The 21,138-nt window shown below is 64.4% G+C and carries 19 protein-coding genes; 5 read left to right on the top strand and 14 right to left on the bottom strand.

Features of this window, described 5'->3' with window-relative positions:
- Positions 1-46: 46 nt before the first annotated feature.
- On the top strand, positions 47-1,786 hold the full coding sequence (locus tag ABDB81_RS13290; RefSeq protein ID WP_346811481.1) for an AMP-binding protein: 1,740 nt from the start codon (positions 47-49) through the stop codon (positions 1,784-1,786).
- Here the strand turns inward: ABDB81_RS13290 and ABDB81_RS13285 are convergent.
- The gene (locus ABDB81_RS13285; protein ID WP_160471871.1) at positions 1,783-2,631 is read right to left on the bottom strand and encodes a ferritin-like domain-containing protein; all 849 of its coding nucleotides are present in this window, start codon (positions 2,629-2,631) and stop codon (positions 1,783-1,785) included. The genes ABDB81_RS13290 and ABDB81_RS13285 overlap by 4 nt on opposite strands.
- Before the next feature lie 130 nt (positions 2,632-2,761).
- On the opposite strand from ABDB81_RS13285, the gene ABDB81_RS13280 reads away from it, so the two are divergent.
- The 3 genes from ABDB81_RS13280 (at position 2,762) to ABDB81_RS13270 (ending at position 4,864) form a co-directional block, all read left to right on the top strand.
- The gene (locus tag ABDB81_RS13280) at positions 2,762-3,286 is read left to right on the top strand and encodes a gamma carbonic anhydrase family protein (RefSeq protein WP_160471869.1); all 525 of its coding nucleotides are present in this window, start codon (positions 2,762-2,764) and stop codon (positions 3,284-3,286) included.
- 33 nt (positions 3,287-3,319) lie between these two features.
- The gene (locus ABDB81_RS13275; RefSeq protein WP_137926264.1) at positions 3,320-4,324 is read left to right on the top strand and encodes an Hsp33 family molecular chaperone HslO; all 1,005 of its coding nucleotides are present in this window, start codon (positions 3,320-3,322) and stop codon (positions 4,322-4,324) included.
- Between the two features lie 147 nt (positions 4,325-4,471).
- A complete protein-coding gene (locus ABDB81_RS13270) occupies positions 4,472-4,864 on the top strand; it encodes a hypothetical protein (RefSeq protein ID WP_137926263.1) in 393 nt (130 codons plus the stop codon).
- A gap of 99 nt (positions 4,865-4,963) precedes the next feature.
- Here ABDB81_RS13270 and ftsB read toward each other — a convergent pair whose 3' ends face one another.
- From ftsB to edd, 12 genes are all read right to left on the bottom strand, one after another.
- Complete coding sequence (ftsB, locus tag ABDB81_RS13265; protein ID WP_137926262.1) at positions 4,964-5,305, bottom strand: cell division protein FtsB; 342 nt, start codon at positions 5,303-5,305, stop codon at positions 4,964-4,966.
- 182 nt (positions 5,306-5,487) lie between these two features.
- Complete coding sequence (gene eno, locus ABDB81_RS13260) at positions 5,488-6,777, bottom strand: phosphopyruvate hydratase (RefSeq protein ID WP_137926261.1); 1,290 nt, start codon at positions 6,775-6,777, stop codon at positions 5,488-5,490.
- A 72-nt stretch (positions 6,778-6,849) separates the two neighbouring features.
- The gene (locus ABDB81_RS13255) at positions 6,850-7,140 is read right to left on the bottom strand and encodes a DUF1330 domain-containing protein (RefSeq protein WP_346811478.1); all 291 of its coding nucleotides are present in this window, start codon (positions 7,138-7,140) and stop codon (positions 6,850-6,852) included.
- Positions 7,141-7,252: 112 nt separating this feature from the next.
- Entirely contained in the window at positions 7,253-8,122 is an 870-nt protein-coding gene (kdsA, locus tag ABDB81_RS13250; RefSeq protein ID WP_137926259.1) for a 3-deoxy-8-phosphooctulonate synthase, read from the bottom strand.
- A 24-nt stretch (positions 8,123-8,146) separates the two neighbouring features.
- Positions 8,147-9,799, bottom strand: coding sequence for a CTP synthase (locus ABDB81_RS13245; RefSeq protein ID WP_137926258.1), 1,653 nt, complete (start codon positions 9,797-9,799; stop codon positions 8,147-8,149).
- 117 nt (positions 9,800-9,916) lie between these two features.
- Entirely contained in the window at positions 9,917-10,735 is an 819-nt protein-coding gene (locus ABDB81_RS13240; RefSeq protein WP_137926257.1) for an alpha/beta hydrolase, read from the bottom strand.
- Positions 10,736-10,840: 105 nt separating this feature from the next.
- Positions 10,841-11,644 carry a peptidase gene (locus ABDB81_RS13235; protein WP_137926256.1) on the bottom strand — a complete coding sequence of 268 codons (804 nt, stop codon included), beginning with the start codon at positions 11,642-11,644 and terminating at the stop codon, positions 10,841-10,843.
- A gap of 91 nt (positions 11,645-11,735) precedes the next feature.
- Positions 11,736-12,557 carry a transglutaminase family protein gene (locus ABDB81_RS13230; protein ID WP_137926255.1) on the bottom strand — a complete coding sequence of 274 codons (822 nt, stop codon included), beginning with the start codon at positions 12,555-12,557 and terminating at the stop codon, positions 11,736-11,738.
- A 93-nt stretch (positions 12,558-12,650) separates the two neighbouring features.
- Positions 12,651-13,610 carry an alpha-E domain-containing protein gene (locus ABDB81_RS13225; RefSeq protein WP_137926254.1) on the bottom strand — a complete coding sequence of 320 codons (960 nt, stop codon included), beginning with the start codon at positions 13,608-13,610 and terminating at the stop codon, positions 12,651-12,653.
- A gap of 33 nt (positions 13,611-13,643) precedes the next feature.
- On the bottom strand, positions 13,644-15,119 hold the full coding sequence (locus ABDB81_RS13220) for a circularly permuted type 2 ATP-grasp protein (protein WP_346811474.1): 1,476 nt from the start codon (positions 15,117-15,119) through the stop codon (positions 13,644-13,646).
- A gap of 380 nt (positions 15,120-15,499) precedes the next feature.
- Positions 15,500-16,018 (bottom strand): gluconokinase, encoded by a 519-nt coding sequence (locus ABDB81_RS13215; RefSeq protein WP_137926252.1) that lies wholly within the window; start codon positions 16,016-16,018, stop codon positions 15,500-15,502.
- Between the two features lie 170 nt (positions 16,019-16,188).
- The gene (edd, locus tag ABDB81_RS13210) at positions 16,189-18,099 is read right to left on the bottom strand and encodes a phosphogluconate dehydratase (RefSeq protein WP_346811472.1); all 1,911 of its coding nucleotides are present in this window, start codon (positions 18,097-18,099) and stop codon (positions 16,189-16,191) included.
- A 287-nt stretch (positions 18,100-18,386) separates the two neighbouring features.
- Between edd and ABDB81_RS13205 the strand changes: the two genes are divergently transcribed.
- Positions 18,387-19,325, top strand: a complete 939-nt coding sequence (locus ABDB81_RS13205; protein ID WP_346811470.1) for an SIS domain-containing protein — start codon at positions 18,387-18,389, stop codon at positions 19,323-19,325.
- 21 nt (positions 19,326-19,346) lie between these two features.
- On the opposite strand, the gene ABDB81_RS13200 is transcribed toward ABDB81_RS13205, so the two are convergent.
- Positions 19,347-21,026 carry a DNA internalization-related competence protein ComEC/Rec2 gene (locus ABDB81_RS13200; RefSeq protein WP_346811468.1) on the bottom strand — a complete coding sequence of 560 codons (1,680 nt, stop codon included), beginning with the start codon at positions 21,024-21,026 and terminating at the stop codon, positions 19,347-19,349.
- Between the last annotated feature and the right edge of the window lie 112 nt (positions 21,027-21,138).

The following is a 21,138-nucleotide window of genomic DNA, read 5'->3' as shown; positions in this document are numbered from 1 at the left end:
CGGCCCGCCTGCAGCGACACGAACCAGACACACAGGAGACCATGGCATGACCGCCTTGCCGGCCACGCGTCGTGACGACTATCACGCGCTGCATGACTCGTTCCGCTGGAACGTGCCCGAAACCTTCAATCTGGCCGAAGTCTGCTGCGGCCGCTGGGCGCGCGATCCCGCCACGGCGGACCGTATCGCCGTGCACACCGAGCACGAGGACGGGCGGCGTGCCTCCTACACCTACGCGCACATCCAGGCCGAGGCCAACCGGCTGTCTCGCGCGCTGCGCGAGCTTGGCGTGCAGCGCGGAGACCGCGTGGCCATCGTGATGCCGCAACGCATCGAGACCGTGATCGCCGGCATGGCCGTCTACCAGCTTGGCGCCGTGGCCATGCCGCTGTCGATGCTGTTCGGCCCGGAAGCGCTCTCCTACCGCATCGACCATAGCGAAACCCGCATTGCCATTGCCGACGAGACCTCGATCGACAACCTGCTGGCCGCCCGGCCCGATTGTCCGACGCTGAAGACCATCATCGGCGTGGGCAGCGCCATCGGACGGGGCGATGTCGACTGGGACACCCTGCTCGCCGCGCAGCTTCCCGAGTTCACTGCGGAGCAGACCAAGGCAGATGAAGCTGCCGTGCTGATCTACACCAGCGGCACCACGGGGCCGCCCAAGGGCGCCCTGATTCCGCACCGCGCGTTGATCGGCAACCTGACCGGCTTCGTCTGCTCGCAGAACTGGTATCCGCAGGACGACGATGTGTTCTGGAGCCCTGCCGACTGGGCGTGGACTGGCGGCCTGTGGGATGCGCTGATGCCCGCGCTGTACTTCGGCCGGCCGATTGTCGGATATCAGGGCCGCTTCACGGCCGAGCGCGCGTTCGAACTGCTCGAACGATACGGCGTGACCAATACCTTCCTGTTTCCCACGGCGCTCAAGCAGATGATGAAGGCGTGCCCGACCCCTTCGGACAAGTACGACCTCAAGCTGCGCGCGATCATGAGCGCCGGCGAGGCAGTGGGCGAGACCGTGTTCACATGGTGCCGCGACGCGCTCGGCGTGATCGTCAACGAGATGTTCGGCCAGACCGAGATCAATTACATCGTCGGCAACTGCACGGCGCAATACGATGACGACCGCCTGGGATGGCCCGCACGCCCCGGCTCCATGGGACGACCCTATCCCGGCCATCGCGTGGCCGTGATCGACGAGGACGGCAAGCCCTGCCCGCCCGGCGAGGACGGCGAGGTAGCGGTCTGCGCCACCGATATCCACGGGTATCCGGACCCGGTGTTCTTCCTTGGTTACTGGAAGAACGACGCCGCCACGGCGGGCAAGTATTCGGAATATGGCGGCCTGCGCTGGTGCCGCACGGGCGACCTCGCGCGCATCGACGCGGATGGCTACCTCTGGTATCAGGGCCGCGCCGACGACGTGTTCAAGTCATCGGGCTATCGGATCGGGCCGAGCGAGATCGAGAACTGCCTGCTCAAGCATCCGGCGGTATCGAACTGCGCCGTGGTGCCCTCTCCGGACCCGGAGCGCGGTGCCATCGTCAAGGCGTTCATCGTGCTGACACCGGCCGTGGCACGATCCTTCGACAACGACGCGGCGCTGGTAGCCGAACTGCAGCAGCATGTGCGCGGTCAGTTGGCGCCGTACGAGTATCCGAAGGCCATCGAGTTCATCGACCAGTTACCGATGACCACAACTGGCAAGATCCAGCGCCGCGTGCTGCGGCTGCAGGAACAGGAGCGCGCGCAAAAGGCGCAGGGCTCGGCGAGCGCCTAACCTGCCGAGGCTTCGAGCCAGGCCAGTTCATCCTCGTCGAACCCGGCCGCGCGGCGGGCGTCGAGGTTGAACGGGCCGCGCAGCTTCGGCGCCTTGTACTGTTCCGACAGTTGCGCGTAGGTAGCCACCGGTTCCAGGCCGCGCTGCGTGCAGAGCCAGCGGTACCAGTGGTTGCCGATGGCGACGTGGCCCACCTCGTCGCGCAGGATGATGTCGATGATGGCGGCGGCAGCTTCATCGCCCGCCTCGGCCAGTTTGGCGCGGACCGGTGGCGAGGCGTCCAGTCCGCGCGCCTCCAGCGTGCGCGGCACCAGCGCCATGCGCGCCAGCACATCGCCCGAAGTCTTGTCGGTCATTTCCCAGAGGCTGTTGTGCGCCGGAAAATCGCCATAGCTGGCGCCCAGTGTCTCCAGGTGATCCGCCAGCAACGAAAAGTGATATGCCTCCTCGTCGGCCACGCGCAGCCAGTCGCGGTAATAGTCCGTCGGCATCCCGTGGAAACGCCACGCCGCATCGAGCGCGAGGTTGATCGCGTTGAATTCGATATGGCAGAGCGCGTGGATCATGTTGGCCCGGCCTGCCGTGGTGTGGATGGAGCGGCGCCGCGTGACCTGCTGCGGCGGCACCAGTTCGGGGCGCTCGGGCCGGCCCGGGAGTGCCAGGGATGGGTCCGCCACGAGGACGTCATCGGCGTCCACTACGGTTTGCCCGTTACCCAGCGCCGCATAAAGCTGGCGCGCGGCGACGGCCTTGGCCCTGGCATCGGTCATGCATAGCACCGTCAGGGCTTGTCGGCGCGCCGAAAGTGGCGATTCGGCGGGGTGGACGGGTGCAATCACTGGCATAGGCGTAAAATTCGGGAAGCCGCCATTGTAGAGCCTCGCCGGCACGTCGCCGGTGGCGAATCCGGCCCAGCCCCAGGCTCTTTTAATCGGCGCGGCCATCCCCAATTACACGCATCAGGCAGGAGACCCCATGGCGCTTTACCAGCTCGGCGATATCGCCCCGTCCATTCACGAACACGCCTATGTGGCGGCAGAAGCCACCATCATCGGCAACGTGACGCTCAAGGCGCGCGCCAGCGCATGGCCGGGCGTGGTGATCCGTGGCGACAACGAGCCAATCGTCGTGGGCGAGGACACCAATATTCAGGAAGGCTCCGTGCTGCACACCGACCCGGGCCGTCCGCTGACGCTGGGCAACAAGGTGTCGGTAGGCCACCAGGCCATGCTGCATGGCTGCACAGTGGGTGAAGGCTCGCTGATCGGTATCCAGGCCGTGGTGCTCAACGGCGCCGTAATCGGCCGCGAATGCCTTGTTGGCGCCGGTGCCGTGATTACCGAGAACAAGGTGTTCCCGGACCGCTCGCTGATCCTGGGCGCGCCCGCCAAGGTGGTGCGCGAACTGACCGATGACGATGTGGCCAACCTCTATCGCAACGCCGAAACCTATGCGAAGCGACAGGCCGTTTACAAGACCGAACTCAAGCGCATCGGCTAACGCCGAGCGCATCAACGCAAGAAAGACAGACCCGTGACCGCTTCCTCGAATCCCGACACCCTCCAGAAATTCCTGTTCGACGCGGCTCCCGTGCGCGGCGAACTGGTCCGCATGGAGGCCACCTGGCAGGAGGTGTTGAACCGCAACGCCTATCCGGCGCCAGTGCGCCGCCTGCTGGGCGAGATGATGGCGGCTGCGGCGCTGCTGTCGGCCAACCTCAAGTTCAATGGCGCCCTCATCATGCAGTTGCACGGCGATGGTCCGGTGCGCATGCTGGTGGTGGAGTGCCTCTCCGACATGTCGATGCGTGCCACCGCCAAGATCGCCGAAGATGCCGAACTGGCCGATGACGCTACGCTGAAGCAACTCGTCAATGTGCATGGCAAGGGCCGCTTCGCGATCACGCTCGACCCGCAGGACAAGCTGCCGGGGCAGCAGGCTTACCAGGGCATCGTGCCGCTGGCCGACGAACACGGTCCGCTGGCCACCATGACCGAGGTGCTCGAACATTACATGCAGGCGTCGGAGCAGCTCGACACACGGCTCTGGCTGGCCTCGAACGATCAGGTTTCTGCAGGCATGCTGCTCCAGAAGCTGCCGTCGTACGGCGGCACGATCGAAGCCCAGGTTGGGGAAACAGGCGCCCCGCTCGACGAACAGGGCCGCGCGCAGGACCTCGACACCTGGGACCGCGCCTGCCAGCTCGGGGCCACGCTCAAGGAAGAGGAGTTGCTGGCGGAATCGCCCGATACGCTGATTCGCCGGCTGTTCTGGGAAGAACTGGAAAACGCCGGCCTGCGCGTCTTCGAGCCGATGACGCCGCACTTCCAGTGCTCATGCTCGCGCGAACGTGTGGGCGCCATGCTGCAATCGCTGGGCCGCGACGAGATCGAAGGCATCATCGCCGAACGTGGTGAAGTGGAAATCCATTGCGACTTCTGCGGCCAGCGGTATGCGTTCGATCCCGTAGATGCGGCGCAGTTGTTTACGGCGCCGGTGGCAACGGGTGCGGGGGAAGGGGCGAAACAGCAGCATTGATCTGCCGCTTGCCGATGTCTTGCTCCCCTCTCCCATAGGGAGAGGGGAGAAAACCGAGAGCGTAGAGAAACGCACCGTACGGAACCCCACACAGGGTTCCGCGGGTCCAATGGCATGCTTGGTATCTGGCTGCCGAAGGAGTCCGACATGACAGCGACAATTCGTTGCACTTCCCTGCTGACCGCTGCTGCGGCCCTCGCCATCCTTGCCGGATGCGCGGCGCCCGTGCCGCGCGATATGGATGGTGTGCCGGCCACGGCGCGCCTGGCACCGGGATCGATCCCGCCGGCCCCGCTCAGCGAGGCCGAACGCCAACGACTATCTGCCCAGAACCAGCAAATCCTGCGCGAGCAGGCCACGGTGATGGCGAGCGAACAGCAGGCCGCAGCCTGGAGCCGCGCGGCGTACGCGTATCCGAATACCAGCTTCAGCCTGTTCTACGGCGGATGGGGTGGTGGAAATTGGGGCGGCGGCGTGGGAATCAGCTCACCGGGGTATGGCGGATACGGATGGGGTGGATACCCCTATGGCTGGTGGTAAGCGGCGACAGGTAAACGATTCTGGCGTCGTTGCGCGGCCTTGCCAGAACCGCTTCGCTTCGTTTGCCTGTCGCCGCTAGCCGGCTATGGCTTCCGAAAACTAATGACCACCCCGTCCGGCGACTGAGTTCGGCGGAGGCGGCAGTGGCGGCGTGGCGCTGACCTTCGGGGCCGGGGCCACGAACTGGACGAAGACTTCACTGTCCTTGACCATGCCCAGCTCGTAGCGGGCACGTTCCTCGATGGCGCCCGTACCGTCCTGGAGGTCCTTGACCTCCCCTTCCAGCTTGGCATTGCGCAGCTTGAGCGCCTGGTTGTGCGTGGCCTGTTCGTTGACCTGGCGATTCAGGTCCCATACGCGCAGCCAGCCGCCCTTGCCCAGCCAGAGCGGATACTGGATGGCAATCAGCAACACGAACAACAGCAGGGAAATCAGGCGCATCGGGGCACAGGCGCTAGGGACAAGCCCCGCGGACAGGGCGATCTGGATCGGCACCAATGATCCACCAAGCGGCCGAAGATTGCAAAACAAAAGACGCTACAAAGCGAAACAACGACTCAATACTGTTGCAAATGTCGCGCGCCAATGAAAAACGCCGCCCTGAGGCGGCGTTTTTTCTGACATCAGCGCAGGTTGTAGAACGCGCTCTTGCCCGGGTACGTGGCGATATCGCCCAGGTCTTCCTCAATGCGGATGAGCTGGTTGTACTTGGCGATACGGTCCGAACGCGACAGCGAACCGGTCTTGATCTGACCAGCGTTCGTGCCCACGGCGATGTCGGCAATCGTGCTGTCCTCGGTCTCGCCCGAACGGTGCGAGATCACGGCCGTGTAGCCGGCGCGCTTGGCCATCTCGATGGCAGCAAACGTCTCGGTCAGCGTGCCGATCTGGTTGATCTTGATCAGGATCGAGTTGCCGATGCCCTTCTCGATGCCTTCCTTCAGGATCTTGGTGTTGGTCACGAACAGGTCGTCACCCACCAGCTGCACGCGCTTGCCGAGCTTGTCGGTCAGCGTCTTCCAGCCTTCCCAGTCGCCTTCGGCCATGCCGTCCTCGATCGACACGATCGGGAACTTGTCGCACAGGTTGGCCAGGTAGTCGGCGAACTGCGTCGACGACAGCTTCAGGCCTTCGCCTTCCAGTGCATAGACGTCTTCGGCTTCGTGATAGAACTCGCTCGCGGCGCAGTCCAGCGCCAGCAGCACGTCTTCACCGACCTTGTAGCCAGCCTTTTCCACGGCCTGGACGATCGTGTTCAGGCATTCCTCGTTCGACGAGAAGTTCGGTGCGAAGCCGCCTTCGTCGCCCACGGCCGTCGACATGCCCTTGTCGGCCAGGATCTTCTTCAGTGCGTGGAACACTTCGGCGCCGCAACGCAGGGCTTCACGGAAGCTGGTCTGCGACACGGGCATGATCATGAATTCCTGGATATCCAGGCTGTTGTTGGCGTGCGCGCCACCGTTGACGATGTTCATCATCGGCACCGGCATCTGCATCGCACCCGAACCGCCGAAATAGCGGTACAGCGGCAGGCCAGCCTCTTCGGCAGCAGCCTTGGCCACGGCCATCGACACGGCCAGCATCGCGTTGGCGCCCAGGCGGCCCTTGTTCTCGGTGCCGTCCAGTTCGATCAGCGTGCGATCCAGGAACGCCTGCTCGGAAGCGTCCAGGCCCATGATGGCCTCGGAGATTTCGGTGTTGATATGCTCGACGGCCTTCAGCACGCCCTTGCCCAGATAGCGCGACTTGTCGCCATCACGCAGTTCGATGGCTTCGCGCGAGCCAGTGGATGCGCCCGACGGCACAGCCGCACGGCCCATCACGCCCGATTCCAGCAGCACGTCGCATTCGACGGTGGGATTACCGCGCGAGTCCAGAACCTCGCGACCGATGATATCTACGATTGCACTCATATTTCCTCTCAGGACTGTTGAATCTTGCCAATCTGCTGCGTCATGCCGCGTTCAGCATGCCCGACGAATATGTCAGGCGCCTTCCACCACGATCATGTTCATCGTCGCGGCGTGCTCGCGTGAGTTGCGGGCGGCCAGGTATTCCTCGCTCGCGTAGAACACCTTGGCGGCGTCATAGCTGGGGAACTTCAGCACTACCACGCGCGTGGGCGCCCACTCACCCTCGAGCGGCTCGGTCTTGCCGCCGCGTACCAGGACTTCCGCGCCGTGAGCCTGCATGGCCCGCGTCGAAAGCACCTTGTACTGCTCGTATTGCTGGGGGTCTGTCACGTCGACGTACGCGATGATATAACCGGCGGCCATCCGTTATCTCCAAAGCTTTTGTATTGTCTTTCGATACTGTTGCATTCGCTTTGATGCAACCTCAAGCGACACCGCCCGCGACAGGCGCGGGCGGCGGTTACTGCAGGCTGACTCAGGCGCAGGCCGGCCAGCCGAAGTTGTCTTCGAGGAAGCCGGCGCGCTTGGTCAGCGCATCGAGGTCCTTCAAGACGGAGAGCAGTTCCTTCATGCGCGACAGCGGCACGGCGTTCGGACCATCGGACATGGCCTTGCTCGGGTCCGGGTGGGTTTCCATGAACAGGCCAGCCACGCCCGTGGCCACGGCCGCACGCGACAGCACCGGCACGAACTCGCGCTGGCCGCCGCTGCTGGTGCCCTGCCCGCCCGGCAACTGCACCGAGTGCGTGGCGTCGAACACCACCGGCGCATGGGTCTCGCGCATGATCGCCAGCGAGCGCATGTCCGAGACCAGATTGTTGTAGCCGAAGGAGACACCGCGTTCGCAGGCCATGAACACGTCATCGGGCAGGCCAGCTTCGCGTGCAGCGTCGCGGGCCTTGTCGATCACGTTCTTCATGTCGTGCGGGGCCAGGAACTGGCCCTTCTTGATATTCACCGGCCGGCCGCTCTGGGCGCAGGCGCGGATGAAATCCGTCTGGCGGCACAGGAAGGCCGGCGTCTGCAGCACGTCCACCACGGCGGAAACCGGCTTGATCTCGTCGATCTCGTGGATATCCGTGAGTACCGGCACCCCAATCTCGCGCTTCACCGTGGCCAGGATCTCCAGACCCTTCTCCATCCCCAGTCCACGGAACGACTTGCCCGACGAACGGTTGGCCTTGTCGAACGAGGACTTGTAGATGAACGGGATACCCAGCGCGCTCGTGATTTCCTTGAGTTGGCCAGCCGTATCAAGCGCCATCTGCTCGGACTCGATCACGCACGGGCCCGAAATCAGGAAGAACGGCTTGTCGAGGCCAACGTCGAATCCACACAGTTTCATGGCTGTCTCCTTCGTCGCGGGCCGTCAGGCGCCCTTGCGTTGCTGCGAGGCCAGCGCGGCTTCCACATACGCCTTGAACAGCGGATGACCGTCGCGCGGCGTCGAGGTGAACTCCGGGTGGAACTGCACGCCAACGAACCAGGGGTGCATCGACTCCGGCAACTCCATCATTTCCGGCAGGTTCTCGGTCGGCGTACGCGCCGAAATCACCATCCCGGCGCCTTCGAGCTGCGGCACGTAGTGGTTGTTGACTTCGTAACGGTGACGATGGCGTTCGTTGACTTCGGCACCATAGATCTGCGCGGCCTTCGTACCGGCCTTGACCGGCACGCGCTGGGCGCCCAGGCGCATCGTGCCGCCCAGGTCGGAATCGGCCGAGCGTTGTTCGACCTTACCTTCACGGTCCAGCCACTCGGTGATCAGTGCCACCACCGGATGCTCGGTTTCGAGGTTGAATTCGGTCGAGTTGGCGTCCGTCATGCTGGCCACGTGGCGCGCGAATTCGATCACGGCCAGCTGCATGCCCAGGCAGATGCCCAGGTACGGCACCTTGTGCTCGCGGGCATACTGAATCGCGCGGATCTTGCCTTCCGTGCCGCGCTTGCCGAAACCGCCCGGCACCAGGATGGCGTCCAGCGGCTGCAGCACTTCGAGGTGACCCGATTCGAGTTCTTCCGAATCGATGTACTCGATGTTCACGCGCGTTGCGGTGTGCATGCCGGCGTGGCGCAGCGCCTCGATCAGCGACTTGTACGACTCGGTCAGGTCGACGTACTTGCCAACCATGCCGATCGTGATTTCGTGCTCGGGATTTTCCTGCGCCTTGACCAGCTTCTGCCACATCGACAGATCGGCCGGCTTCGGATCAAGGCGGAGTTCCTCGCAGATCAGGCGGTCGAGGCCCTGCTCGTTGAGCATCTGCGGAATCTTGTAGATGCTGTCGGCGTCCCACACCGAGATCACGGCGTCTTGCGGGATGTTCGCGAACAGCGAGATCTTGGCGCGCTCGTCGTCGGGAATCGGACGGTCGGCGCGGCACAGCAGTGCCGTGGGCGAAATACCGATTTCGCGCAGCTTCTGCACCGAGTGCTGGGTCGGCTTGGTCTTCAATTCGCCAGCGCTGGCAATGAACGGCACCAGCGTCAGGTGCACGAAGGCGCAATGGTTGCGGCCCATGCGCAGGCTCATCTGGCGCGCGGCTTCGAGGAACGGCAGCGATTCGATATCGCCCACCGTGCCGCCGATTTCCACAAGTGCCACGTCGGCCTTGCCATCGTGCGAGGCGGCTGCGCCGCGCTCAACGAATGCCTGGATTTCGTTGGTGATGTGGGGAATGACCTGCACGGTCTTGCCGAGGTACTCGCCACGACGTTCCTTGCGGATCACCGATTCGTAGATCTGGCCAGTCGTGAAGTTGTTCGACTTGCGCATCTTGGCCGAGACGAAGCGCTCGTAGTGGCCAAGATCCAGATCGGTTTCCGCGCCATCTTCCGTCACGAACACTTCGCCGTGCTGGAAAGGGCTCATCGTGCCGGGATCGACGTTGATGTAAGGATCGAGCTTGAGGAGGGTGACTTTGAGGCCGCGCGACTCGAGAATGGCCGCGAGCGAAGCAGCAGCGATGCCCTTGCCGAGAGAAGAGACGACGCCACCGGTGACGAAGACGAATTTGGTCATAAACCGAGCTTGCCGGGGAAATCGGGATTATACATGAGACCCCGTGCTCCGCCGACCCGGAATTTGTGACAGCGGCATGTCGGGCCGCCGCCCTTTCCTACGCCTTCCGACCTTCTTTCAGCCTGCCTGGCGCATCCCGTCGATCAGTTCGCGCACCAGCCCAGCGGTCTCCAGCGGGCGCTCCATCGGATAGAGATGACCACCCTCCACATAGCGCAGGCGATCGCCCACCAGCTTGCGCGTGGCACCCAGACCTACCTGTCTCACCTCCTTCGAACGCGTACCCGCAATAAAGCTGACCGGCACCGGTGCTCCATGGGCCACGCGTCGTCCCAGACTGGTCGGCAGCGTGCGGTAGATACGATATTCGACATCGCGATCGAAGCGAAGCCTGCGCTCGGCGGCGCGGCCCGTGGGTTCAGTGCCGAGTTCCGCGTAGTCGCGTAGCACCTCGGGGTCCCAGACCTGGAAATTGCGCTTGGCCTGGAAATGGGTCCAGACCGATTCGGTGTCGGGCCAGTGCGTGCGTCGGTTCTTGGTCACGGCTGCGGGACTTGGTTTTTCGTCGAGTCCCAGTACCTGCGAGGCCCGCAGCAACGAGGCCCGCCAACCGGCGATGATCGGAGAATCGAGCATCACCACGCCCTGCACGCGATGCGGCTGGCGCAGCGCGGCCATCAGCGAGAGAAAGCCACCGAGCGAATGCCCGACGAGCCAGACCTTGCGATGATCGGCCCCGTCGCGTCCGGCCCGCTGCATCTCGCGCAGCAACTCCTCGACGAGGTTCGGCCATTCGCGCGTGACGGGCAGCTTGGGATCGTGGCCATAGCGCTCCACCGCGCGGATCTCGAACGTATCCTCCAGTTGGCCGAACAGCTTGCGATACGTTGGAACCGGAAAACCGTTGGCGTGGGAGAACAGCAGGAGGTCGCGCATGGGGGCTGGGGCGATGAAGAATGAGTTTCGCCGCAGAGTGTACTGCGAGGCCAGGCCCGTTTCGGCTAGGCAAAATCCTCTATCGCCAACCTGCCCCGCTCGAATTTAGTGCTCGCGGCGTGCTCTGACCGGCTGGCCCCAGCGGTCGGCGTCATCGCGCGCCAGCGGAAATTCGGCAGGCTGGGCGGCATCCCATTCGGGATTGCCGATTTCCCCGAACACCTGACGCAGACGCTGGCCCCAGGTGTCGCGGATCATGCGGAAGTACGCGTTGCGTTCGTCGATGTTGACGAAGTGCGTCACGCGCAGCGAATCAGCTTCGTAAACCAGCAGGTCCAGCGGCAGGCCCACCGAGATATTCGACTTCAGCGTCGAATCCATCGAAATCAGCGCGCATTTCGCGGCCTCGCCCAGCGGCAGCGACGGGGACACCACACGGTCGATGATCGGCTTACCGTACTTGGCCTCTCCAATCTGGAAGTAGCAGTTCTCAGGCGTGGCTTCGACGAAATTGCCTGCCGCATAGATATTGAACAGCCGCGTACGCTCGCCCCGGATCTGGCCGCCGAACACGATGCTCACGTTGAAATCGATGCCGGCGTCGCGCAGCGCGTGGGCATCACGCTTGTGCACGGCACGCACAGCTTCGCCCACGATGGTGGCGGCCTCGAACATGTCGCGGGCCGTCCACAGCGAGCGTTTTTCGTCACGCGCCTCGGCCAGGCATTGGCGCACCGACTGGCTGATAGCCAGGTTACCGGCGGTCATCAGCACCATCATCCGATCGCCTGGCTCTTCGAAAACAGTCATTTTCCGGGCAGTGGAAATGGCGTCCACGCCGGCATTGGTTCGGGAATCGGAGAGGAATACCAGGCCGGCATCCAGCCGCATGGCTACGCAGTACGTCATGAAGTGATTGATTGTTGGGGCTGCCGGGGCGGCAAGCTTGCATTCTAGCCGCTCGGCAAGAACGGAGCGTTTGAACGGGCGGGAGAGGGGACTAGGCCACAGGTGCGATAGAGATATCCACTTCCAACGTCTCGCCCGCGCCACCCTCCAGAATGCCCCGGATTGGTGCGGCGGAAGCGTAGTCGCGCCCCACGGCGAGTCGCACATGGCGAGTATCTGTGACACAACGGTGCGTGACGTCGATGCTGCACCAGAGGCCCTGGTCGGCATCGAGGCAAATGTCGGTCCACGCGTGGCTCGCCATGGCCGTGGCGGCCGGATCGTAGAAGTAACCGCTGACATAGCGAGCGGGAATACCGAGCGCGCGGCACGCCGCGACCATCACCTGCGCCTGGTCCTGGCACACCCCGCTGCCCAGCCGGAATGCGTCTGCGGCCGAAGTGCCCACGTCGGTAGTGTTGGCCTTGTAGCGCACACGGGTGGCCACCCCGTCGGCCAGCGCCAGCAACGCGGGCATATCGTGCCCGGCCGCCAAGTACGGCGCGGCAAATCCCTGCAGATCGGCAGGCGCCTGGGTCAGCGGTGTCCCGGTCATGAAGTAAAGCGGCGATACGCGCGCCTCGCCGGCTTCAGGCAAGTCATGAAAGGCATGATGGCCGCCCTCGCCCGTCCTGACCTCCACTTCGCCCGTCGCGGCGATAGCGATCCTGCGGGCCGGGCCCGCCATCGTGAAGTTGTGGACGATATTGCCGAAGCCATCCCGTGCTTCGGTCAGGTTGCCGGGAACGTTCAGGTGCCAGTCCGCAACCGATTGCAGCGGCCCCGAGCGCGGCGCCAGACGCAGTTCATGCACGCTGCGGCGCACGGGCTCGGTGTAGTGATAGACAGTCTTGTGGTGGATCCGATATTTCACGATGCATAGTGCGCGCTACGGCACACCTGCCCTCCAGCGTTCCGCGTCCGGCACATAGGGTGCCGGACGGGTGATCCACTCTGCGCAATCGACTCAGGCAGCCAGCGGCACAAGGAAATCGCGGCTGATACCGTTGCCGAGATCGCCGATGCGTTCCAGGAAGCTGGTCAGGTAGGCGTGCAGGCCGACAGCAAAAATGTCGTCGATGCGCGCGTATTTCAAATCGGCGTGGAGTTTACCAGCCTGGCGCATGGTCTCCGCTGACTGCTGGTTGGCCACCAGCGCCAGGATCGCGACTACCTCGTCCATGCTCGACACCAGCGAGCGTGGCATGTCCGGCCGCAGGATCAGCAACTCCGCCACGCGCTGGGGCGTGATCACGGCACGGTAGATCTTGCGGTAGACCTCGAAGCCCGACACCGAACGCAGCACCGCCGCCCAGTGGTAGAAATCGTTCTGCTCGCGGTTGGGATCGTCGGTGTCGCTGTCGTCGCGACCCGATGCCTGGAACTTGACGTCGAGAATCCGCGCGGTGTTGTCGGCGCGCTCCAGGAACGTGCCAAGCCGCATGAAATGAAACGCGTCGTCCTTGAGCATCGTGCCGAACTGCACGCCACGCGCCAGGTGCGAGCGGAATTTCACCCATTCGAAAAAGCGCGACGGGTCCTGACGCAACTCCCCATCCGCGATCATGCGCTGGACATCGAGCCAGGTGGTGTTGATGGTCTCCCAGACCTCGGTCGTCAATGATCCGCGCACTGCACGGGCATTCTCGCGGGCCGCCCGCAGGCAGCTCATGATTGACGACGGATTGGTCATGTCGCGCACCATGAAGTCGATCACATCGTCACGATGCAGCAACCCGTATTTGTGGTCATAGGCGTGCGTCAACTCAGAAATATCGAGCATGGCCCACCAGCCCTGCTCGGCCATTTCGGCCGACTGCGGCAGCAGCGAGGTCTGGTAGTTGACGTCGAGCATGCGCGCGGTGTTCTCCGCGCGCTCGGTGTAGCGGGCCATCCAGAACAGGTGGTCGGCGGTACGGCTCAGCATGATGGGCTCCCGGCTTGTCGTTGTTCGCGGCGTTCAGCGTTCCAGTACCCAGGTGTCCTTGGTGCCTCCGCCCTGCGAGGAATTCACCACCAGCGACCCTTCACGCAATGCCACGCGCGTCAGTCCGCCAGGCACCATCCGAACTTCCTTGCCAGACAGCACGAACGGCCTCAGGTCGATATGGCGCGGCGCGATGCCCGATTCCACATACGTGGGGCAAGTGGACAGCGCCAGCGTGGGCTGGGCGATGTACTGCTCGGGGCGGGACTTGACCACTTCGCGGAACTGCTCGATCTCGGCACGGGTGGCAGCCGGACCCACGAGCATGCCGTAGCCGCCGGCACCGTGCGTCTCCTTGACCACGAGCTTCTCCATGTTGTCGAGCACGTACTGCAGGTCATCGGGGCGCCGGCACATATACGTGGGAACGTTCGACAGGATGGCTTCCTCGCCCAGGTAGAAGCGGATCATGTCCGGCACGTACGGATAGATCGATTTGTCGTCGGCCACCCCGGTGCCAATCGCGTTGCTGATCGTCACATTGCCGGCCCGGTAGACCGACAGCAAACCGGCCGCACCGAGCGTGGAGTCCGGCCGGAATGCGAGCGGATCGAGGAAGTCATCGTCCACGCGGCGGTAGATCACGTCGATCCGTTGCGGCCCCTGCGTGGTACGCATGTAGAGGTGATCGTCCTCGACAAAGAGGTCGCTGCCCTCCACCAGTTCCACGCCCATCTGCTGGGCCAGGAACGCGTGCTCGAAATACGCGGAGTTGTACATGCCCGGCGTGAGCACCACCACGGTGGGGTCCGCAATATTCTGCGGCGACACGCTGCGCAGCATGTCGAGCAGCAGATCCGGGTAATGCGCCACCGGTGCCACGCGATTGCGCGCGAACAGTTCGGGGAACAACCGCATCATCATCTTGCGGTTCTCAAGCATGTAGGACACGCCCGACGGTACGCGCAGGTTGTCTTCCAGCACGTAGAACTCGCCCTCTCCTGCCCGCACCACATCGATACCCGCCACGTGCGCGTAGATATCGCGCGGCACGTCGATGCCGAGCATCTCGGGACGGTACTGCGCGTTGTTGTAGATCTGGTCAGGCGGAATCACGCCAGCCCGGATGATGTCCTGGCCGTGGTAGATATCGTGGATGAAGCGGTTCAACGCCGCCACGCGCTGCCGCAGGCCGCGTTCCAGGGTCGCCCATTCACTGGCCGGAAAGATGCGGGGGATGACGTCGAACGGAATCGTCCGCTCGGTGCCGCTGTTGGACTCGTCCTTGTCGCCATAGACGGCAAAGGTGATGCCCACCCGGCGAAAGATCAGGTCCGCTTCGGCCCGTTTGTTGTCCATCGCCCCGCCGGACTGCCCGCCCAGCCAGTCGGCAAAGTTGCGGTAGTGGGGCCGCACCGCCCCGGTCGGCAACGCCTGACCGGCTTCGATGCCCGTCAATGTGCCATCTTCCCGCCCTTCCAGCATCTCGTCGAAAAACCGCGCCGCCATGATGGCCGCTCCTTCGTGGAAATGGGCGCCAGCTGCGTGCAGTCTCCTCGCCTGCCGCTTCCGACGACTGTCTGGCGACGCCGCCGGCCTCCCGTTCATTGATGCTTTATCGAGACAACGCTTTCAGCATACCCGCGCCGGCAATTCCCGCAAGGGTTGCATGTGCGAGACATGCACCGGCACGCAAAACGGTTTAGCAAGATGCTTGCCAGGGGACTACGCATGGCAGGAGGTTTTGCTCCCCTCTCCCGCGAAGTGGGAGAGGGGTTGGGGGAGAGGGCTGGTGGCTCTGCTTGCCAGCCACTTCGCAATTTGCACGGTTTGCCCTCTCCCCCGCCCCTCTCCCTGAGGGAGAGGGGAGCAAACCGGAGAGACGCAAACTATCGCGCCGTGCCGCCCGCACACGACGCCGACTCCGGCGGGCAGTTATCCAGTATGTCCTGCACCAGCGCCTCCGGCGTCCGGCGGATATCGAGCACCAGCGCGTCGCGCGGCTCCTCCAGTGTGTCGAACTGGCTTTGCAGCAGGGCCGGGTTGAAGAAATGGTCTTCGCGGACCGACAGGCGGCCACCAATCGTCGATGCATCGCCCTTCATGAACACAAAGGTCACGCCGCCTTCCGGAGGGTTCAGCCGATCGCGGTAGACCTGGCGCAGCGCGGAGCAGGTAAACACATGGGTGCGCCCTTCTGCACGGGCTTCGTCGATAGCCGCCCGCATGGCAGCCAGCCACGGCCAGCGGTCGTCATCGGTCAGCGGCACGCCGGCGTGCATCTTGGCCTTGTTGGCCTCGCTGTGAAACGTGTCGGCATCATGGAAGCCGCAATGCAGGCGCTGCGCCAGCATCTGGCCCACGGTGGTCTTGCCGCTGCCAGAAACGCCCATCAGGATATAAATCATGTCTGCTCCATCGATCATGGTGTCGGATGGTGTCGCCACCCTTGTCGGTAGCCGCCACGAACCATTGCGGTTGCACGGCGGTACCCCAGGCACCGTGGCGCCCGGGGAAACGAATAAGAAGAATCTGAAAACGACGGCCCGGAACGAGCCTGCTGTGTGAACGGATGAACCTATTGTGCGACGGCGACGCCCGTTTGGACAGACGCGGGAACACTCGACATGGCATCCGCTTCGGAGAGGTCCAGCGCGCTGCCCCCTTCCTCGGCAATCCGCGCATGGCGGCGGAACAGGCCGAACAGGCCGCGCCCCATGCTGAACTGCGCGAAATTATCCTCAGGCGCGGCAACCGGCTGGCGCGCTGCAAACTCCGCCTGCACCGAGGCATCGCCCACCAGTTCGAGCGTGCCGGCCACGGCATCCACGCGAATGACGTCCCCGTCACGCACACGGGCCAGCGGACCGCCTGCCAGCGCCTCGGGGCCAACGTGGATCACGGCTGGCACCTTGCCCGATGCGCCCGACATGCGGCCATCGGTCACCAGTGCCACCTTGTGACCAGCGTCCTGCAACGCGCCCAGCCCCGGCGTCAGCCGATGCAGTTCGGGCATGCCATTGGCATTCGGCCCCTGGAAGCGCACCACGGCCACCACATCGCGATTCAGTTCATCGGCCTCGAAGGCGGCCTGCAGCGCCTCCTGCGATTCGAAGACGCGCGCCGGCGCCTGCACCACACGATGCTCGTCGGCCACCGCCGAGACCTTGATCACGCCGCGCCCGAGGTTACCGGCCATCAACCGCAACCCGCCCTCGGCCGAAAACGGCGCCGACGCCGGCGCCAGCACGCTGGCATCGCCGCTGACGGTGGGACCATCGCGCCAGCGCAGCACGCCATCGGTCATCACCGGTTCCTGCGTGTAACGCGCCAGGCCCCGCCCGGCCACTGTCTGCACATCCTCGTGCAGTAGTCCGGCCTCCAGAAGCTGGCCGATCACGTAGGCCACACCGCCTGCTGCATGGAAATGGTTCACGTCGGCAGCGCCATTCGGATAGACACGCGCCAGCAGCGGCGTGACGGCCGACAGACGGTCGAAGTCGTTCCAGTCGATGACAATCCCTGCCGCGCGTGCCATGGCAACGAGGTGGATCGTATGGTTGGTCGATCCGCCGGTTGCCAGCAAGCCGACCATCGCATTGACGATGGCGCGTTCGTCCACGACCTGCGCCAGCGGCGTGTACTCGCGACCCCGCGCGATCAGCACCAGGGCGCGCTGCGCGGCGGCGGTGGTCAATGCGTCGCGCAACCCGCTATCCGGATGCACGAACGCCGCGCCGGGCATGTGCAGGCCCATGATTTCCATCAGGAACTGGTTGCTGTTGGCGGTGCCATAAAACGTGCACGTGCCGGCGCTGTGATACGCGGCGCTTTCAGCTTCGAGCAATGCATCGCGCCCCACCTGTCCCGTGGCGTAGAGCTGGCGCACCCGCGCCTTCTCCTTGTTCGACAGTCCGGTAGCCATCGGCCCCGCTGGCACGAACACCACGGGCAGGTGCCCGAACTGGAGCGCGCCCATCAGCAGGCCCGGCACGATCTTGTCGCAGACGCCGAGCATCAGCGCCGCGTCGAACGTGTTGTGCGACAGCCCAACGGCGGTGCTCATGGCAATGGCATCGCGCGAGAACAGAGAGAGCTCCATACCGGCGTTGCCCTGCGTGATGCCATCGCACATGGCCGGCACGCCGCCCGCCACCTGCGCTACCGCACCCACGGCACGCGCCGCCTCCCGGATCACGGACGGATAGCGCTCATACGGCTGATGCGCAGACAGCATGTCGTTGTAGGCGGTGATGATGCCGAGATTCGGCGCATGCTCCACACGCAGCTTGAGTTTGTCGTCCGAAGGCAGCGCTGCGTAGCCGTGAGCCAGGTTGGCACACGACATGCCACGCAGCGGACCTAGTTCCCGCTGGGCCCGTTCGCAGCGCGCGAGGTAGGCGGCACGGCTGGCACGGCTGCGTTCGACGATGCGTTCGGTAACGGCCGAAACTTCTGCGCGGGCGTGGCCCGGGGTAGCTGGGGACATGGCGGATCGATTCTCGTGGGGGTATCGGGCGGCATATCGGGCGGCAAATCTCGCCCTCCATGCTGTAGATTTTCTACATTATAGCCAGGAGACGATTCCCAACGAAAGCCCGGCATCCTCCCGCATTCGACTTATTCAGCGCATTTTCGCACGAAATTCGGGTAAATCCTGAGGCATCGAGCATCTCATCGGATGCAGAAAACTTCCTCCTAACGTGTAGAATCTCTACAAATTCAAGGGCGACATCATTGAGAGCCGCCCGGCACGACTCCACGCCCACCCTCACCATGCTCGACAGAATCCTTGCCGTCTACGACACGCTGCGTCCCTCCGAACGCCGACTTGCCGATTACGTGACCCGTCACGGCGCCAGCGTCATCCGCCTGACCATGCCTGAACTTGCCGAGCGCGCAGGCGTATCGCAGCCCACGATTGCGCGCTTCTGCGCAGCGCTAGGCTACGATGGCTTCAAGGAGTTCAAGCTCCAGTTCGCCCAGAACGTAGGCGGCGGCATCCCGTTCGTGCATCAGGATGTGGCTGCCAGCGACCGGCCGGCCGACATCGCCGGCAAGGTCTTCGACCGCACCATCGCCACGTTGATGACCGTGCGCAATGCCCTCTCCGCCGACCAGATCGAACACGGCATTCGCCTGCTAGCGGATGCAAGGCGCATCGAGTTTTACGGCTGCGGCAATTCAGGCATCGTTGCACTCGATATCCAGCACAAGTTCTTCCGTCTCGGCATCCCGACCACGGCCTACTCCGATCCGCACGTATTCAGCATGTCCGCCGCACTGCTGCGCCCTGGCGATGTGGCCGTGCTGGTATCCAACAGCGGTCGAACCTGGGATATGCTCACCGCCGCCACGCTGGCTCGCAGCAGTGGCGCAAGCGTGCTGGCACTTACGCACAGCGGTTCGCCCTTGGCCGGACTTGCCGATGTCTGCGTGTTTTCCGATGTCGAAGAAGACAGCGAAGTATTCACGCCGATGACCTCACGCATCTGCCACCTTGTGCTCGGCGACGTTCTGGCGGCCGGCGTGGCACTCGGCCGCGCGGAATCGGTGGCCGGCGGGCTGCAACGCGCCAAGGCCCACCTGCGCGAGCGACGCATTGCCGGGGCGGACCCCGCGCCGCTGGCGCCCAATTCGGAGACCTCGGCAGCGAGCGCAACCACCAGGAAAAAAGCCAGAAAGGCGACCCCATCCACGCGCGCTACGCGGTGATAAACCGCTCGCCTTCCGGTCCTACTCCGGGCCAGGTACTTCGGGTGCATCTCGCCAGTAGCGCCGATGTTGCTGGCGATACGTCGTCACCGTCTGGCCAGCACCCCTTGTCTCGATCGTGATCGCGCCTGCTTCATCGCTCCGGTTGCGCGCGATACCAGCGCGGCCATAGCGCCGCCAGACATCATTGCGCGGATGGCCATAGCGGTTCGCAAACCCCATCTGGAAAATTGCCAGCTCCGGCTGTACCGCCGCCAGGAATGCACGATGCGACGACGTTCCGCTGCCATGATGCGGCACGAGGAGGAAGTCGGCATGCAAGCGATCCTCCTCTGAACGACGCACCAGCGCGAGTTCCTCGCGCACGCCAATATCCCCGGTCAGCAGCGCGCTGCGATGCGGGGTCGACACCCGCAACACACAACTCCGCGCATTGCTGGAGAGCCTGGAATTCTCCAGCGCCGCCAGCGAGGGGTGCAGGATCTCGAATGTCACACCGTCCCAGTCCCACGCTGCGCCGGCGAGGCACGCCTGCCAGTTAGTCTTTCCGGCATCGCTGGTCAGCAGCCGATGGTCCGCGGCACCCGCCGTCAGCCGTTGCGACACCGGCACTGCGGCCAAGACATCCCTCACACCCCCCGCATGGTCGGCGTCTTCATGGCTCACCATGAGCATGTCAAGCCGACGCACGCCCGACGCACGCAGAAAGGGGACGATGACCTGTCCGCCCGCGCTGGTGCCGGACCCATACGCCGGACCGGCGTCGTAGAGCATGGCGTGCTCGCGCGTCTCGACTAGCACAGCTGTCCCCTGCCCGACATCAAGCGCCGTCATCCGGAACTCGCCATGCGGCACTGGCGCCCGACCTGCCGCCAGCATCGGCACCATCAGCACCCCGCCAAGCCAGCGAGGCAGCGCGTGAAGCCGGGCACGAGGCATCAGCACCAGCACAACACCCAGCATGGCCAGACCGAATGCCACCGGCCCGGGATGCGCCGCCTCCCAGACCGCCCACGACGGCGCGGCTAGCCATGCGAGACCCTGCACGAGCCACGCCAGCGCGGCGTGAGCCACCGCCAGCAATGGCGAGGCGACAGCGACCGGCATCCCGGCCGCCAGCAGCGCTAGCGGCGTGACCAGCAGGCTAACCACCGGAATTGCCACCGCATTGGCCAGCCCCGATACCAGCGATACCTGTCCGAACAGCAGCAGCGTCAGCGGCACCAAACCAATCGTCACGGCCCATTGCGTCCGAGCCGCACTGGCAATGCCGGCACCCAGCCGCCACACCCAACCTGCCGGACCGGCCTGCCGTGCCCGCTCTGCGCTCCCATCGCCCTCACGCCGGCTCGCATGCAGGAAGATCACGGCCACGGCCCCAAACGACAACCAGAACCCTGGCGAGAGCACCGCCCAAGGGTCGATGGCCACCGCCACGGCCGCCGCCCACGCCAGCACCACCGACGCTGGTGGCGCCCTGCCACTCCACAACGCCACCGCCGCCACGATGAGCATCGTGACGGTACGCAATGCAGGAATCTGCATGCCTGCGATGGTGGCGTAGGCCAATGCCGTCAACACGGCAACAACGAGCGCGGCTTTCTGGGCAGGCCAGAGGAGGGGGAGGGGTATCAATTTCCAACGGCTCGCGCCGCTCTCCCGCCTGCGGAAGTCCCTTGTGTTTTCTCCCCTCTCCCGCATGGCGGGAGAGGGGTCGGGGGAGAGGGCGCAACGCTTGAATTCGCCGCCGTCGCAACTCGATGCGCCTGCCCTCTCCCCCTGTAGTGGTCAAGTAATCTTGGACACTTTTTCA

Source organism: Cupriavidus sp. DL-D2, from assembly GCF_039710735.1.
Taxonomy (GTDB): Bacteria; Pseudomonadota; Gammaproteobacteria; order Burkholderiales; family Burkholderiaceae; genus Cupriavidus.
Note: the sequence above shows the minus strand (reverse complement) of the source record. Positions and strands in the feature narration are given on the sequence as shown.